Below are 16,131 nucleotides of genomic sequence, written 5' to 3' on the forward strand. Positions count from 1 at the left end.
GTGCCACTGACGTCATACCGAGGTTACAAGAGTGTCCCGTATTGTCTTTGCCGCCAGGCGCTTCCGCGCCGGCGTTGTCGCGTTCGTTTCCCTGTATTCGCTCGATCTGTCCATTGCCCAGGCCCAGCAGTCGGCATCGACCGATCTGCTGCCGCCGGTCGAGGTCGCGCCGACCGAGCGTGCGGCCAAGCCGCGAGCCGCGCGGCCTGCGCCCGACCAGCCCGAGCAGCGGCGCGTCGCTCGGCTGCCGAAGCCCGAGCTGGTGCCGGCGTCGCCCCCGGTTGCCGGGGTATCCGCGGCCAACCTGTTTCCGACGGTCGTCGTCAGTCCGACGGGCGTTGTCACTCCGACCAATCTGGTTGCGAGCTCGGTGACGGTTCTGACCGCCAGAGACATGGAGCGCGATCAGCGCCGGACCGCATCCGATGCGCTGAGCGCGGTTCCTGGCCTGAACCTCGTGCAGACCGGCGGTCCGGGGGGACAGACGTCGATCTTCATGCGCGGAACGAATTCCAACCACACCAAGGTCCTGATCGACGGCATCGATGTCAGCGATCCCGGCAACCCGAACCGTTCGTTTGATTTCGGCCAGTTGCTCACCTCCGACATTCAGCAGATCGAAGTCCTGCGCGGTCCGCAGGGCGGTCTCTACGGCGCAGACGCGCTGGGTGGCGTGATCTCCATCGTGACGAAGAAGGGCGACGGTCCCGCCCGCGCCACCGGCTCGGTCGAGGGAGGCTCGTTCGGAACGTTCAATCAAACTGCAGGTCTGAGCGGTTCACAGGACCACTTCAACTATGCCTTCAACGTCGCGCATTTCCACGCGAACGACGTGCCGGTGACGCCGGTCGAATTGCTGCCGCCGGGGCAGAAGGCGATCGGCAACAACTACGACAACATGACTTATTCGACGAAGCTTGGCGCCGAACTGAGCGAAAACCTGACGCTCAATGGCGTGGCGCGGTACACCGACGCTACCCTGCGCTTTACCGGAGACACCTTCGATCCCGTCACATCCGCGAGCTTTCCCGCGGCCGCGCAAAGCACGCAGACGGTGCACCAGCTCTTCACGCGCGGGGAGGCGGTCTGGTCCGCTCTCGACGACCGGATGAAAAGCTATTTCGGCGTCAACTACACCAATCACTGGAACTACAACATCTCGCCCGGCGACGTGATGGCCACGATCACGACCGGCGACCGCGTCAAGTATGATTGGCACACCACGACCCAGCTCGCGCCCAACAACAATGTCATCATTGGTGCGGAGCATGAGACCGAAACACTGCAAACGGCGACGGTCTCGGCGCAAAACGTCAACAAGGCCGGGTATATGGAGCTGCAGTCCCAGTTCCGGGATCGAGTCTTCTTCACGGCCAACGTCCGGCAGGACGACAACGAGCGGTTTGGAGAGCATCCGACCTTTCGTCTGGCGTCTGCCGTGATCGTGCCGGTCACGGATACGAAGTTCAAGGGAAGCTACGGCACGGGGTTCAAGGCGCCCACGCTCAACCAGCTTTACGTGAGCTTTCCCGCGTTCTTCTTCTTTGCAAATCCCAACCTCAGGCCCGAGGAAAGCGTCGGATATGACGCCGGCTTCGAGCAACCCTTGTTTGGCGATCGCGTTCGCTTCGGCTCGACCTACTTCCGCAACAACATCACGGACCTGATCCAGAGCACGTTCGATCCCGTGACGTTCGCGAGCACCAACACCAATATCGGCAAGGCGATCACGGAGGGCACGGAGAGCTTCGTCGCGGCTGCGATCACGGACCGGCTTCGCGTTCGTGCCGACTACACTTTTACCCGCGCGGTGGATGCGACGGCGGGACTGGAGCTGCTGAGGCGTCCGAAGGAGAAGTGGAGCGCAAATGTCATCTGGAATCCGATCGATCCGCTGACACTTTCCGCAACCGTGTTGCACGTCGGGAGTTTCGTCGATGGTAACCGCGACTTCAGCATTCTGCGTCTGCTGGCTCCGGCCTACACTGTCGTCAACGTCGCAGCCGAATATCTGGTCACCGACCAGGTGAAGGTGTTCGGCCGGGTCGATAATCTCGCCAATGTGCACTATCAAAATCCGACCGGCTTTCTGCAGCCGGGACTGGGCGTCTATGGCGGCATTCGCCTGGCGAATTACGACGTCAGATAGCGAGAGAGAGAAGCCTCATGACGACGGCCGATCCGCTCATGGACCTGATCGCAAGCCAGCTTGCCGACGCTGAGGCCGGCTGGAGCGTCGGCACGTTCGGTGCCATTGCCGAGTTCACACGCGAGCCCGGTGAGGCCTTCGATATGGAGCAGTCTCGCAACGGGATCAGCGCCGTGACGCAGAAGGGTGGGATACGCGTTGTCTCCCACCCGGATCTGCGCCTGATCGCATCGGAATCGCCGACCACGGAGAGCTGGAGCCACCGCATCGCGCTGTGTCTTCCGCATGAAGCCAGCGCCATGAGTGGTCGTACCGTGCTGACCGAGCTCGGTCCGGATATCGAGGCGCTCCTGACGAGGGATCGCAGCGGCATCCTGTTCGACCTTGGCCTCGGAACGTTGCAGGTCGACGCCTGCATCCGTGTCAGCGATGCCGATGCCGTCGCCGCGCTCAGGAGCCGCACGGGCCAATCCGTGTTCGCGCCCGAAAGCGACGCCATGCGGATCATTCTGGCCGCCAATCCGCACCGCGTCTTCATCAGCCGCATCGGGCGCGCCGAGGTATTCCAGCCGATCCCGCCGCCGGGCGGGCAAAGCCCTGACGGCCCGCACACCCACGTCCTGCCAAAGCTGCTTGCGCATCGCCGCACCCATGCCGCCACCGAGCCGCTGCCTGAGGGGTGGATCCCCTGCGCGCATCTCTATCCGGCCCATCCGCTCCGCGATCAGCTCGGCCGCAAGCGCGCTTTTCGGCCGGATCATCACGCAGCCTTCCAGGCGCTGCTCGAACTCTATGGGCTGCCGGAGCTGACGGCGTGCAAGAGGGCCGTGGTCGAGGCGGTCGCGAAGGGGCGGGGATCTGAGACGGCGACGCTTCCGCCCGATCGCACGGCGCGCGCCACCGTTCGCGTGGCCTTGCGCCAATTGGCGGCCAAGGAGCCGCACACCGTGACACTCGCCGCCTGGCTTGCCGCCTACGACCGGCGCGATCCAGCCGAGACTGAAGATCCCATGGAGGCTCTTCACTGAGTCAGACGTGATGCCGCGTTCCAGCAAAATTGTGCTACAAATCCCACAAGGAGATCGTTCCATGACTGTCACCATCCTGCCGCCCCACGCCGACCGTTTCCGCCTTCATCCGGTCGCGTCGCGCCTCGCGCCGATGTTCTGCTTTGCACTGCTGACGGTGTCATGCGCGCTCGCGAGCTTCGCGCTTGCCTGCGCGACGCCGTTTGCGGCGTTCGCCGTCGTCGCCGCCGCGATGCTGCCGATGCGTCCGGCGCTGCTCGTCGTCACCGGCGCCTGGCTCGTGAACCAGACCATCGGCTTTGGCGTGCTGCACTATCCCATCGATGGCAGCACCATCGCCTGGGGCTTTGTCATCGGTGCTGCCGCGTTGCTGTCGACGGCAGCGGCATCGACCGTTCTCCGCCTGCTGCCGCAGGGCCGCACGCCGCTGATGCTGGCCATCGCGCTCGTCGCCGCCTACGCCGCCTATGAGCTCGCGCTGCTTGCCGCGACGCCGTTCCTTCGCGGAGAGGGCGCGTTCACTGCGGCCATCGTGACGCGCATCGGGCTGACCAGCGCCGTCTGGCTCGCCGGCCTCGTCGCCGCCTGCGAGATCGTCCGCCTGGTCGATCCGTTCGGGCGCGCGATGCGGAACGCGTAATGCTGGATGTGCGTCATCCCAAGGGTTGCGCGAGCCAGGCGGGAACTCCCGCATTCCACAGGGAATACCGCTTCCGGCCCGCAACGAATCGTTGACACCCGGCTGCATATGTCACCACATGTGGGCGTCACGGTTCCGCTGGATCGCAAGATTTAGTGGCTAAGAGGGAAGCCGGTGAACCGCGCGAGAGCGCGGAATTCCGGCGCTGCTGAGGCCCGCAGGCGGGGTTACGTGCACCTCAGCTTGGAGACAGGCACGGCAGCCCTGCACGCGCCCGCCATCTCGCTCTACCGCAGCGCCGGTTTCGTCTCCTGCGCGCCGTTCGCTGACTATGAGGCAAGCCGGCACAACCAGTTCATGCGGCTCGACCTGACGGATTGAGCTGGGCGCTTCGCGCTCATCACTCCCGCCTCAGGATGACCGGGTTGGTACTGCGGGCCGCCGCGACTCAGGTGAGGCACGCTCCGTTCCCGAGATCCGCGCTGGGGCGCGCCGGAGCGGCTTTGAAATCTCAAGTTGTGGATTGTCATAATCACGAGGGTATTGCAGTAAGCCAGCCCGTGTCTTCCCGGTAACGATTGTGCTGTCTCTGCAACACTCATCTTGGATTAAACCCTTATCTCCGTCCGTTCGCATCAGCGCCGCTTTTTAGCCACACCCGAACATGAATAAAATCGCTCTAAAGTTTGAAGGGCATCGGCGGTCTTCGAAGAACGGAAAATCCCAAGGTCGATTCAAATCTTGGCTCTGATTTTTCGGGTCTGAAAGGGTTGGCCGGGGAAACTGGTTTGCGATGGACGCAAAGACCGACATCAAGCAGAGGCTGCCGAGCCGTCACGTGACGGAAGGCCCGACGCGCGCGCCGCACCGGTCCTATTTCTACGCCATGGGTCTGACCACCGAGCAGATCCACCAGCCCTTCGTCGGCGTCGCCTCCTGCTGGAACGAGGCCGCCCCCTGCAACATCTCCCTGATGCGCCAGGCCCAGGCGGTGAAGAAGGGCGTCGCGTCGGCCGGCGGCACCCCCCGTGAATTCTGCACCATCACCGTTACCGACGGCATCGCCATGGGCCATGACGGCATGCGCTCGTCGTTGCCTTCGCGTGAGTGCATCGCCGATTCCGTCGAGCTGACCGTGCGCGGCCACGCCTATGATGCGCTCGTGGGCCTTGCCGGTTGCGACAAGTCGCTGCCGGGCATGATGATGGCGATGGTCCGTCTCAACGTGCCTTCGATCTTCATCTACGGCGGCTCGATCCTGCCCGGCAATTTCCGCGGACAGCAGGTCACCGTGCAGGACATGTTCGAGGCGGTCGGCAAGCATTCGGTCGGCGCCATGTCGGACGAGGACCTCGACGAGATCGAGCGCGTGGCCTGCCCCTCGGCGGGCGCCTGCGGCGCGCAGTTCACCGCCAACACCATGGCGACCGTCTCCGAGGCGATCGGCCTGGCGCTGCCGTACTCGGCCGGCGCCCCGGCACCGTATGAAATCCGCGACGCTTTCTGCATGACCGCGGGCGAGAAGGTCATGGACCTGATTGCCTCCAACCTCCGGCCGCGCGACATCGTGACACGGAAGGCGCTTGAGAACGCCGCCGCCGTGGTCGCGGCGTCCGGCGGCTCGACCAATGCTGCACTGCACCTGCCGGCAATCGCGCATGAGTGCGGCATTAAGTTCGACCTGTTCGACGTCGCCGAAATCTTCAAAAAGACACCATATGTCGCGGATTTGAAGCCGGGTGGCCGTTATGTCGCCAAAGACATGTTTGAAGTAGGTGGCATACCGCTTCTGATGAAGACGCTGCTCGACAACGGATTTCTCCACGGCGACTGCATTACGGTCACCGGTCGAACGATCGCCGAAAACCTCAAAAGCGTTAAATGGAATCCGCACCAGGATGTGGTGCACCCGGCAGACAAGCCGATCACCGTCACCGGTGGTGTGGTTGGTCTGAAGGGCAATCTGGCGCCAGAAGGTGCGATCGTGAAAGTCGCGGGAATGTCTAACCTGAGGTTCACCGGTCCGGCGCGATGCTTCGACCGGGAGGAGGACGCCTTTGAGGCTGTCCAGAACCGCACCTACAGGGAAGGCGAAGTCATCGTGATCCGCTACGAGGGCCCCAAGGGCGGTCCCGGCATGCGGGAAATGCTCCAGACCACCGCGGCGCTGACGGGCCAGGGCATGGGCGGCAAGATCGCGCTCATCACCGACGGCCGCTTCTCCGGCGCCACCCGCGGCTTCTGCATCGGCCATGTTGGGCCGGAAGCCGCCATCGGCGGCCCGATCGGGCTGCTCGAGGATGGCGACATCATCGAGATCGACGCGGTCGCAGGTACCCTTAACGTAAAATTGAGCGACCAAGAGCTCGCCCAGCGCAAGACCAAATGGAGCGCTCGCGCGACTAACCACACGTCGGGTGCGCTCTGGAAGTATGCTCAGCAGGTTGGACCAGCGGTCGGTGGGGCAGTGACCCATCCGGGCGGGGCGCACGAGAAACAGTGCTATGCGGACATCTAGGCGTGCCATAGTTGCGTTTGTGTTGGGGGTCGGTGCGCTGGCCGCGCCGGCGCTCGCCTTTGACGGCTCGGCCAGCAAGGATGCGGCCCTCCCGGTCGTGACCACCTTGCCGGGCGCCGCGGGTGCCGTGCGCAGCAAGGTGGCGGCACCGGCGACCACGCCCCAGGAAACCTCGCTCAGCGCCCTGCAATATGCCGCCGAAGGCGGTCATCCCGGCGCTCAGTTCAAGCTTGGCCGCATGTATGCCGATGGCGACGGCGTCGCCCAGGACGATGTGCGCGCCTTCGAATATTTCAGCCGCATCGCCAATGCGCATGCCGAGGACAGCCCGTCGGCGCCGCAGGCGCAGGTCGTGGCCAACGCCTTCGTCGCGCTCGGCCGCTACTATCTGAGCGGTATCCCGAACTCGAAGATCAAGCCGGATTCGGACCGGGCGCGGGAGATGTTCTCCTACGCGGCCTCCTATTTCGGCAATGCGGATGCGCAGTACGATCTCGCCCGGCTGTACCTGAAGACCCCGGACGCTTCGCGCGAGGATTTCCGTTATGGCGCGCGCTGGCTCGGCCTTGCCGCCCAGAAAGGCCAGCACGAGGCGCAGGCGCTGCTCGGCCAGATGCTGTTCAATGGCGACCGCCTGCCGCGGCAGGCCGCGCGCGGCCTGATGTGGCTGACGCTGGCGCGTGACAGCGCCGGTATCGAGGAAACCTGGATCAAGGAAAGCTACAATCGCGCTTTCGCCAAGGCCTCGGACGACGACCGCGCCATGTGCCTGCAAATGCTGGAACAGTGGGTGCAGGGCGTTCAGGGCCGCCGGTAGTAGGTACCCCCGCCGGGTAGGTTAGCCCGCGGCTGCGCAAAGCGCAGTCCGCTGGCGCAATCCAGCACCTCCAGGCATCGGCTCAAGCCGCCTCCAGATCCAGATCCGCCCATACCGGCACGTGGTCCGACGGCTTCTCCCAGGCCCGCACATAGCTGTCGATGCCGACATTGGCGAGCCGGTCGCTGGCCTGCGGCGACAGCAGCAGATGGTCGATCCTCAAGCCATGGTTCTTCTGCCAGGCGCCGGCCTGGTAGTCCCAGAAGGTGTAGAGCCCGGGCTCGTCGGTGACCGCGCGCAGGGCGTCGGTGAGGCCGAGGCCCAGCAGGGACTGAAAGCTCTCCCGCGTCTCGGCCTTGAACAGTGCGTCCTCGGTCCAGGCGGCGGGATTATGGACGTCGCGGGCATGCGGGATGACGTTGAAGTCGCCTGCGAGGATCAGCGGCTCCTCGGCCTTGAGGCGCTCCCTCGAATACTCAAGAAGCCGCGACATCCATTTGAGCTTGTAGGGATATTTCTCGGTCCCGACCGGATTGCCATTGGGCAGATAGAGGCAGGCGATGCGCAGCACCCCGTGCTTGAGCGTGACCACGCCCTCGAGGAAACGGGCATGGGCGTCCTCGTCGTCGCCGGCGAGGCCCGACTTGGTCTCGTCGAAGCGGAGCTTCGAAAGCAAAGCGACGCCGTTGAAGGTCTTCTGACCGTGGGTGACCACGTTGTAGCCCAGCGCCTCGATCTCCAGCCGCGGGAAGGCCTCGTCAACGCATTTGATCTCCTGCAGGCAGACGATGTCCGGCTGGCACTCCTTCAGCCAGGTCAACAGCAGGTCGATCCGCTGCCGGACCGAGTTCACGTTCCAGGTAGCAACTCTGATGGGCATTGGTGGGGCTCCGGGCAGGGGCCATGGTTAGAACAAACTGCAAACGCGCCCGTCAAGGACGCCGCAAAATCTCCCACAAAATTAACCCGGCTTAAGCCGGGCTCGGGCCATTGATACCGAAAAGGTTTTTCGAATGGGATGGCCGGACAAATCCATGAAGCAAGCTGAGCCGCGCGACGGCCTGATCGGCGCGTTCCTGTACTGGCTCGGCGGCTTCGAGATCGAGGACGGCCTGACCGCCGATCTCAGCGAGCGCGAGCTGCGCCGCATCCGCGCCAAGCAGATCGACGCGGTGATGCGCGCGATCCCGGTGACCATGGCCGTCACCATGCTCAACGTCGCCATCGTGCTGATCCTGTTTTGGGGCAGGGGCTGGAACGATTTCCTCACGATCTGGGGCATGACCCTCGCCGTCACCGCCTCGCTTGCCGTGCGCGCGTGGCGGCGGTCGCATCAAAGCCCGCCGCAGGAAGCCTCGTCGCGCGCCGCGCGGCAGATGCTGCGGCAGGCGTTCTTCCTCGCGGCGATCTGGGGCACGCTGCCGCTCGCGCTGTTCAGCCGGGTCGAGCCGACCAGTCAGCTCATCCTGGCCTGCCTGATGGTCGGCATGATGTCCGGCGGCGCCTTCACGCTGTCGACCTTCCCGCGCGCGGGCCTCGTCTATCTCGCGACCGTGACGATGGCCTGCGCCGGCGCGCTGTTCTCGTGCGGCACCGGCCCGTATCTGCTGACCGCGGTGTTCCTGCTGCTGTTCGCGTTCTTCATGGCGCGCAACATCGTCTCGCAGGGCAATCTGTTCCTCGGCAATCTCAAGGCCCGGCTCGAGCTCGAACGTCAGACCGAGATCATCTCGCTGCTGCTGAAGGACTTTCAGGAGAACGCCAGCGACTGGTTGTGGCAGACCGACGCCGAAGGGCATCTCGTCGACGTGCCCCAACGCTTCGCCGAAGTGGCGCAGCTTCCGCTTCCGCTGCTGAAGGGCTCGCATTTCGTCGACGTGCTCGACATGCTCTGTCCCGACGACAAGAGCGCAGCCTACAACGTCGTCGGCCTGATGGAGCAGAGCGAGCCGCTGCACGAGATGAACCTCAAGGTCGTCGCCGGCGGCGAGGCGCGGCTGTGGTCGCTCACCGCGAAGCCGGCCTACGACCGCGACGGCCAGTTCCTCGGCTATCGCGGCTTCGGCCGCGACGTCACCGAGCGCTGGCGTGCGGAAAAGGCGGAGGCCGAGAGCCGCGCGAAGTCCGACTTCCTCGCGGTGATGAGCCACGAGATCCGCACGCCCATGAACGGCGTGCTCGGGCTTGCCAGCATGCTGCTGGAAACCAAGCTCGATCCGGAGCAGCACGAGGCCGTCACCTCGATCCGCGAGTCCGGCGACAATCTCCAGCGCATCCTCAACGATATCCTCGATCTGTCCAAGCTCGAGGCCGGACGCTTCGCGTTCGAGGCGATCGACTTTGCGCCGCAGGCGCTGGTCGAGACGGTTGCGACCGTCGTGCGCGCAGGCGCCAAGAGCAAGGGGCTGGCCGTCAAGGTCGAGCTCGATCCGAACCTGCCGCCGACGCTGCGCGGTGATGTCGCGCGGATCCGGCAGGTGCTGCTCAACCTCGCCTCCAACGCGGTAAAGTTCACCGACGAAGGCGAGGTGACGATCAAGGCCACCTGCCAGGCGCGCCGCGATCTGCTTGCGACCGTCGAATGGACCGTGACCGACAGTGGCATCGGCATCGCGCCCGAGAAGCTCGGGGAGCTGTTCTCCGACTTCGCGCAGGCCGACGCCTCGATCAGCCGCCGCTTTGGCGGCACCGGGCTTGGGCTTGCGATCTCCCGGCGCATCATCGAGCAGATGGGCGGCACCATCGGCGTCACCTCGACGCCGGGCGAGGGCTCGACCTTCCGCTTCACGCTGGTGCTGCCCTGGAGCCAGGCGCACGCCTCCGACCAGGCGGCGGGCAGCGACGAAGCGGACGAGCTCAAGGCGCGGATCGCGACCGGCCGCTGAAGGTGCTGGTGGCCGAGGACGATGCCGTCAACCGCATGGTCGTGACCAAGATGTTGGGGGCGTTCGAGGTCGAGCTGCGCGTCGTCACCGACGGCGTCCAGGCGGTCGAGGCTGCCTCGGAGAGCGACTACGATGTCGTGCTGATGGACGTGCGCATGCCGGACATGGACGGCCTTGCCGCGACGCGGGCGATCCGCGCGCAAGGCGGGCGCTTCGAAGCCTTGCCGATCGTCGCGCTGACCGCCAACGCCTTCCCCGAGGACGTCAAGATCTGCCGCGAGGCCGGCATGTCGGATTTTTTGGCAAAGCCGCTGCGTAAGCCCGCGCTCGCCGCCGCCTTGCTGCGCGCGCTCGACGGCCACATGATGTCGGAGGGCGCGCCGCTTCAGCCGGAGCTGACGCCGCTCGACGTCGCGTGGACGGACGAGGAAAGGCAGATGACCGGCGTCTAGCCGGTCAGATCGAGAAGCTGGTCCCGCAGCCGCAGGACGGCTACAGGCGCGTGCGCCGGCAATGTAACGCGGCGCCGCTACAGTTTTCCATAGACGCGCCCGGCGACCGCCTTCAGGCGCTCGACCGAGCCGGACTCGGGATGCGGCTTGACCGGCGCGAACAGGATCGAAGCCTGCCTGCCGTTCCTCCAGACATAGATGTTCACGGCGTTGCCGTTGCCCTTGGTGCAGGAATGCTCGCCGAACGCTTCACTGCCGAGCTCGGGTATCGCCAAATGTTTGCACGGGCCCGCGCGCTTCATCATGCTGATGACCGTGTCGCGCGAGATCGCGATCACCGCGACGGTCATGGTGTTGGCCTCGCGATCGAACATCATGCAGCTGCCGGCGCCGGTCCGCTGGACCGTCAGCGTGCCCTTGTCGAGAAAGCCGTCGGCATCGGCGGCAGTGAGCCACTCGCAATTGCCGAACCGCTCGCTGCTCTTGCTCACGTTGGCGATGGCAACGCGCGCGGCTTCGGTAATCGGCCCGAGTAGCGCGTCGTCGGCACGCCGGCCGATCGGATAGACGCTGATCTGCAGAATGTAATCGCCGGACAACGCGACGACCGAGGCCTCCTGGCGTTCTGCGCCGGCGGCGCTCGCTCCGCCCTGGCCTTCTTCGCCGATCCCCGCGACTGCGTTAAGCGGCATGCGCTCGCCAAGTGTCTTGACGAAGGTCGCGTACAATTCCCTGGCGCGGTCCTTGTCGGGATTGCGGAACACGGTCAGCATCATCGTGTCGCCGCGCCCGCCCTGGTAGATGCAGCCGCGGCCGTCCTGATTTGAAATCAGTGGCCATTTGAGCACCGGCATCGCGCGGGCGAGCTCCTGGGCGCTGATGAACGGGCAGGTTTCGGCCGCGCGCGCGGGAAGCACCGGGACGGCTGCGATTGCAAGGAATAGAGCGAGGCAACAGAACAGACGATCAATAACTCGCATTGGATAATTTACTACCGCTATTGGCGCGCCACGGCAGATGAAGATGGGCACTATTGCTTGGTCGTGGCGCTATGATGCAACGTTCAATTTTGCTTGACTGCTGCCCAGGGCGGGCGTGAGCCGCCGATGCTGCTATGATGAGCAACCGGATTTTGGATGGGCCACCGCCTACTTCCGCTGAACGCGCTGACCGGACATGGCTGCATTAACATTGCGACAGGACTGGAAGGAGGTGCCATGCCGAAAACGATCGCGATATTGGGCTCCGCCCTCTTCTTTGCGGTTGCGCCCACCACAGTGGCGGGGCTCGTTCCCTGGTGGATTACGCGTTGGGAGTTTCGGCCGCCCTTCTTCGATCTCGACGCGACACGCGCCGTCGGGATCCTGTTGATCGTCGCCGGTCTACCCGGGCTTGTCGACTCGTTTGCACGCTTTGCGCTGCAAGGATTGGGCACGCCGGCGCCGATCGCACCGACGCAGAACCTCGTGGTGACGGGTCTCTATCGCTATGTGCGCAATCCTATTTAGTCGTCCGTGAACAAGGCTCTAAGCGATTGAGCGAGAGTCTGTTTTTCGGATTTGAGACGGTTTGAGATTGCAGGGATTGGGAGGTAAAGACCGCCAAAGCCTGCAAATTCGATTGTGGATTGAACGAAGCCGCTGCCGCGGCGTAGGGGGCAAGGTGGCATAGATCGCCTCCTGGCTGAGAGGATGTGGGTGTTGGAGCCCACCCCCTCAGACAGGAGTATCGAGATGGCCGATTTGAGCCCTCTTCGCCGCCGCATGATCGAAGACATGACCGTCCGCAATCTGTCGCCGGCGACGCAAAGATCCTACATCAGCGCGGTTTCGAAGTTCAGCCGCTATTTTGGCCGATCGCCTGACCGGTTAGAGCTGGAAGACGTCCGCGCCTTCCAGGTGCATTTGGTCTCGACCGGCATCTCATGGCCGGCGCTGAACCAGATCGTCTGTGCGCTACGGTTTTTCTACGGCGTCACGCTCGGCGAGGCGCTCATCCCAGAGCGCATTCCCTATGCGCGAGAACCGCGCAAGCTGCCGGTCGTTCTCAGCGCCGACGAAGTGGTTCAGTTTCTTGAAGCGGTATCGAGCCTGAAGAGCCGCGCCGCGCTCACCACCGCCTATGCGGCCGGGCTCAGGGCCTCGGAGGTTGCGGGACTGCGGATCGAAGACATCGACAGCGCCCGCGGCGTCATCCAGGTGCGCCACGGCAAGGGCGCGAAGGATCGCAACGTGATGCTGTCGCCCCAGCTGCTGGGCATCCTGCGCACCTACTGGCGGCTCGCCCGGCCGCGGCTTTATCTGTTCCCTGGTCGTGACGAAGATCATCCGATCGATCAGACCGTGCTGCATGCCGCCTGCCGGTCGGCGGTGAAGGCTGCGGGCCTGACCAAGCGCGTCACGCCGCACACGCTGCGCCACAGCTTCGCGACACATCTTCTCGAGAACGGAACCGATATCCGGATCATCCAGGTCTTGCTCGGGCACAATAATTTGTCGTCGACAGCGCGCTACACGCAGGTCGCCACCGATACGATCCGAGCGACGCAGAGCCCGCTCGATCGCCTGTCGCTGGAGGTGACGCCACCTGGATGACCCGCAGCGGGATGCGGGTCATGACCCGCTCCGACATCCGCTCCAACAGGCCCGCCATCGAGATTGCCGATATTCTGCGCCGGCATGGCGACGCCTATCGCCGTGTACATGCCGGTCATCTGGGGCGGGTCGAGCGGCGCGTGATGAGCGCGATCGTTGCGTGCCGGACCGAGGCGCTCGGCGGCCACATGCAGGCTTGCGACGACTGCGGCACGACACGCGTTGCCTATAATTCCTGCCGCAATCGGCACTGTCCGAAGTGTCAGGGGAGAGCCCGAGCCGCGTGGCTCGCCGCGCGTCAAGCCGACCTGCTTCCGGTTCCCTATTTCCACGTCGTCTTTACACTTCCCGCACCGATCGCCGCGATCGCTTTCCAGAACAAGGCCGTCGTCTATGCCATCCTGTTCAAGGCTGCCGCCGAGGCGATGACGACGCTCGCCGCCAATCCACGCCGGCTCGGCGGTGCGATCGGCGGCGTCGCCGTCCTCCACACCTGGGGACAGACGCTGATGCATCATCCCCACGTCCATTGCGTCGTTCCGGGTGGCGGCCTCTCGCCCGATGGCGCGCGCTGGACCGCTTGCCGACCGAACTTCTTCCTGGCCGTCAAACCGTTGTCCAGACTATTTCGCACACTTTTTCTCAAACGTCTGTCGGCAGCCTTCAACTCCGGTGCCTTGCGTTTCTTCGGCGATCTCGGAGCTCTGGCCGAGCCGGCTGCCTTTGCGGCCCACCTCGACGCCATGCGACGCATCAACTGGGTTGCTTACGCCAAGCGGCCCTTCGGCGGACCCGCACAGGTCCTGGCCTATCTCGGCCGCTACACCCATCGCGTCGCGATCGCCAACAGCCGGCTCGTCGCACTCGACGACGATCATGTCGCCTTCTCATGGAAGGACTATCGCCAAAACAGCGCGACAAAGATCATGAATCTCAAGCCCGATGAGTTCATTCGCCGTTTCCTGCTTCATACGCCGCCTGACGGCTTCCACCGCATCCGCCACTTCGGCTTCATGGCCAACCGCCATCGCGCTGCCAAGCTCGCCCTTTGCCGCGAACTTCTCGATCATGAGCGAACAGCCCCAAACGATGGCCAGCCGTCGCCTGTGGATTCGGAGGCTCAAACCTGGGCCGAGGTTCCTGCCTGTCCCGATTGTGGTGGCGTCATGCGCATCATTGAGCGCTTTCGACATAGCTTCAGACGCCCCAGCCCTCGAACATCACCGTTCCGATGCGACACATCGTGAGCCAAGTCATGTCGTGCACGACGATCATCATTCGTCATTTCGCTCCCAGCGTCTCGATCATCGCGGACGATGTCGAATCCGTGCTGTCACACTGCGCGACAACAACCGTCCGATGCAGCAAAAGGCCTATCGCGATCTCAGGCGAAGCGCGTCTGATCTCAACTCTTCCAGGATGCGCACTCCTGTGTCTCTGCCTCACGCGCCGAGCCAGCAGATCGGGCATGGCGATCTCGAACAATCCCCATAGCTGCAAAACCGCGAATAGCCTCCCGCGCCTTCGTTCAATCCGGCTTCAATGAGGTCGCGTCATAAGCGCCTGCCGCGCCCTCGCGTGAGCGCGACCTCACAGAACCCTCCAGATTCCCTTTCGCAGCGGACCATGATTCTGTGTTGCATCGGAGGGGACGATGCGACCGAAGAAGCACAAGACGACGGGATCGAACGACCTGTTCCGGGCGCGGCTGGACCAGATCATCAATCTGAAGCACGAGCTGGTTCTGTTGGCCGGCAAGATCGATTGGGACTGGATCGACGGCGAGATCGCGCCGCTCTACAGCGAGAACGGCCGGCCGGGGATCGAGACCCGCTTCATGATCGGGCTGCTGTTGCTCAAGCAGATTTACGGGCTGTCCGATGAGGGGATTTGCGAGCGCTGGGTCCACGACCCGTATTTCCAGTACTTCACCGGCGAAGAGTTCTTCCAGCACGCCTTCCCGCACGAGCGATCGGACCTGAGCCATTGGCGCAAGCGGCTCGGCGACAAGCTGGAACTGCTGCTGGCCGAGAGCCTGCGGGTGGCGCACGAGGCCGGCGCGTTACGCGGCCAGGACCTCAAGCGGGTCACGGTCGATACCACGGTGCAGCCAAAGGCCATCACCTTTCCGACCGACGCCAAGCTGCTGCATGCGGCCATCAAGGGGCTCAATCGCCTGGCGAGAAGGCACGGCGTCAGGCTGCGGCAGTCCTATTCTCGGATCGCCAAGGCCGCCGCGATGATGGCGGGCCGCTACGCCCATGCCAAACAATTCAGGCGGCATCAGCGGCAGTTGCGTATCCTGCGCTCAAGGCTCGGCCGGATCATCCGCGATATCCGCCGCAAGATCGACGGCCAGCCAGCCCTGGAGGAGGCGTTCGCCCTTCCGCTTGGCCGGGCCAGCCAGATCCGCTCGCAGCAGCAGCGCCAACGCGGCTGGAAGCTTTATTCTTTCCATGCCCCGGAGGTGGAGTGCATCGGCAAGGGCAAGGCCTCCGCGCCGTACGAGTTCGGCGTCAAGGCTTCCATCGTCACCAACAACCGCCGAGCTCCCGGCGGTCTGTTCGTGCTACACGTCAGGGCGCTGCCCGATAATCCGTATGACGGTCACACCCTGCGCGACGTCATCGACCGCACCGAGGCACTCACCGGCTGTCCGATCGAGCGGGCCTATGTCGACAAGGGGTATCGCGGCCACGACGCTCAAAATCCACGTCGCGTCTTCATCTCCGGCCAGAAGCGCGGCGTCTTCGGGATCATCAAGCGCGAGTTGCGCCGCCGATCCGCCATCGAGCCCATCATCGGACACCTGAAGGCCGAAGGTCACCTCGGGCGCTGCTACCTCAAAGGCCGCGCAGGAGACGCCGCCAACGTCGTCCTCTCCGCCGTAGGCCACAACTTCCGCCGCATCCTCGCCTGGCTGAGAGATTTCTTGGACCTGTTCCTGATCCGGATATGGCGCACGTTCACATGTCCCATCCCGCTCAATTCGGATTCTTAACGGACGACTACTTTGCATGGGGTTGTTTTTCAGATTTTTAAGTCGGG

The 16,131-nt window shown here is 64.2% G+C and carries 12 protein-coding genes and 1 pseudogene; 11 read left to right on the forward strand and 2 right to left on the reverse strand.

The window, feature by feature from the left end; genetic code table 11:
* The first annotated feature begins 31 nt into the window (after positions 1-31).
* The 6 genes from HAP41_RS23715 to HAP41_RS23740 all read left to right on the forward strand — a co-directional run bounded on the left by HAP41_RS23715 (position 32) and on the right by HAP41_RS23740 (position 7,152).
* Positions 32-2,149, forward strand: coding sequence for a TonB-dependent receptor plug domain-containing protein (locus HAP41_RS23715; protein WP_166096813.1), 2,118 nt, complete (start codon positions 32-34; stop codon positions 2,147-2,149).
* 17 nt (positions 2,150-2,166) lie between these two features.
* Positions 2,167-3,177: a DUF6925 family protein gene (locus HAP41_RS23720; RefSeq protein WP_166096810.1), complete on the forward strand. Its 1,011-nt coding sequence runs from the start codon at positions 2,167-2,169 to the stop codon at positions 3,175-3,177.
* Between the two features lie 61 nt (positions 3,178-3,238).
* On the forward strand, positions 3,239-3,817 hold the full coding sequence (locus tag HAP41_RS23725; RefSeq protein ID WP_166096808.1) for a hypothetical protein: 579 nt from the start codon (positions 3,239-3,241) through the stop codon (positions 3,815-3,817).
* Positions 3,818-4,048: 231 nt separating this feature from the next.
* On the forward strand, positions 4,049-4,198 hold the full coding sequence (locus HAP41_RS23730; protein WP_224580761.1) for a hypothetical protein: 150 nt from the start codon (positions 4,049-4,051) through the stop codon (positions 4,196-4,198).
* 412 nt (positions 4,199-4,610) lie between these two features.
* Positions 4,611-6,335: a dihydroxy-acid dehydratase gene (ilvD, locus tag HAP41_RS23735; protein ID WP_038976266.1), complete on the forward strand. Its 1,725-nt coding sequence runs from the start codon at positions 4,611-4,613 to the stop codon at positions 6,333-6,335.
* Entirely contained in the window at positions 6,322-7,152 is an 831-nt protein-coding gene (locus HAP41_RS23740) for a tetratricopeptide repeat protein (protein ID WP_166096804.1), read from the forward strand. The genes ilvD and HAP41_RS23740 overlap by 14 nt, the downstream gene beginning before the upstream one ends.
* A gap of 82 nt (positions 7,153-7,234) precedes the next feature.
* On the opposite strand, the gene xth is transcribed toward HAP41_RS23740, so the two are convergent.
* A complete protein-coding gene (xth, locus tag HAP41_RS23745) occupies positions 7,235-8,032 on the reverse strand; it encodes an exodeoxyribonuclease III (RefSeq protein WP_014495040.1) in 798 nt (265 codons plus the stop codon).
* Positions 8,033-8,165: 133 nt separating this feature from the next.
* Here xth and HAP41_RS23750 point away from each other — a divergent pair.
* A pseudogene (locus HAP41_RS23750) lies at positions 8,166-10,489 on the forward strand (hybrid sensor histidine kinase/response regulator).
* A gap of 77 nt (positions 10,490-10,566) precedes the next feature.
* Here HAP41_RS23750 and HAP41_RS23755 read toward each other — a convergent pair.
* Positions 10,567-11,469 carry a hypothetical protein gene (locus tag HAP41_RS23755; RefSeq protein ID WP_166096801.1) on the reverse strand — a complete coding sequence of 301 codons (903 nt, stop codon included), beginning with the start codon at positions 11,467-11,469 and terminating at the stop codon, positions 10,567-10,569.
* A gap of 237 nt (positions 11,470-11,706) precedes the next feature.
* On the opposite strand from HAP41_RS23755, the gene HAP41_RS23760 reads away from it, so the two are divergent.
* The 4 genes from HAP41_RS23760 to HAP41_RS23775 all read left to right on the forward strand — a co-directional run bounded on the left by HAP41_RS23760 (position 11,707) and on the right by HAP41_RS23775 (position 16,084).
* A complete protein-coding gene (locus HAP41_RS23760; RefSeq protein WP_166096799.1) occupies positions 11,707-11,997 on the forward strand; it encodes a hypothetical protein in 291 nt (96 codons plus the stop codon).
* 225 nt (positions 11,998-12,222) lie between these two features.
* Positions 12,223-13,083, forward strand: coding sequence for a tyrosine-type recombinase/integrase (locus tag HAP41_RS23765; RefSeq protein ID WP_166079017.1), 861 nt, complete (start codon positions 12,223-12,225; stop codon positions 13,081-13,083).
* A 20-nt stretch (positions 13,084-13,103) separates the two neighbouring features.
* Positions 13,104-14,330 carry an IS91 family transposase gene (locus HAP41_RS23770; protein ID WP_166061603.1) on the forward strand — a complete coding sequence of 409 codons (1,227 nt, stop codon included), beginning with the start codon at positions 13,104-13,106 and terminating at the stop codon, positions 14,328-14,330.
* Positions 14,331-14,737: 407 nt separating this feature from the next.
* Entirely contained in the window at positions 14,738-16,084 is a 1,347-nt protein-coding gene (locus tag HAP41_RS23775) for an IS5 family transposase (protein ID WP_166053956.1), read from the forward strand.
* Positions 16,085-16,131 lie beyond the last annotated feature (47 nt).

The organism is Bradyrhizobium barranii subsp. apii (genome assembly GCF_011516635.5).
GTDB classification, from domain to species: Bacteria; Pseudomonadota; Alphaproteobacteria; order Rhizobiales; family Xanthobacteraceae; genus Bradyrhizobium; species Bradyrhizobium barranii.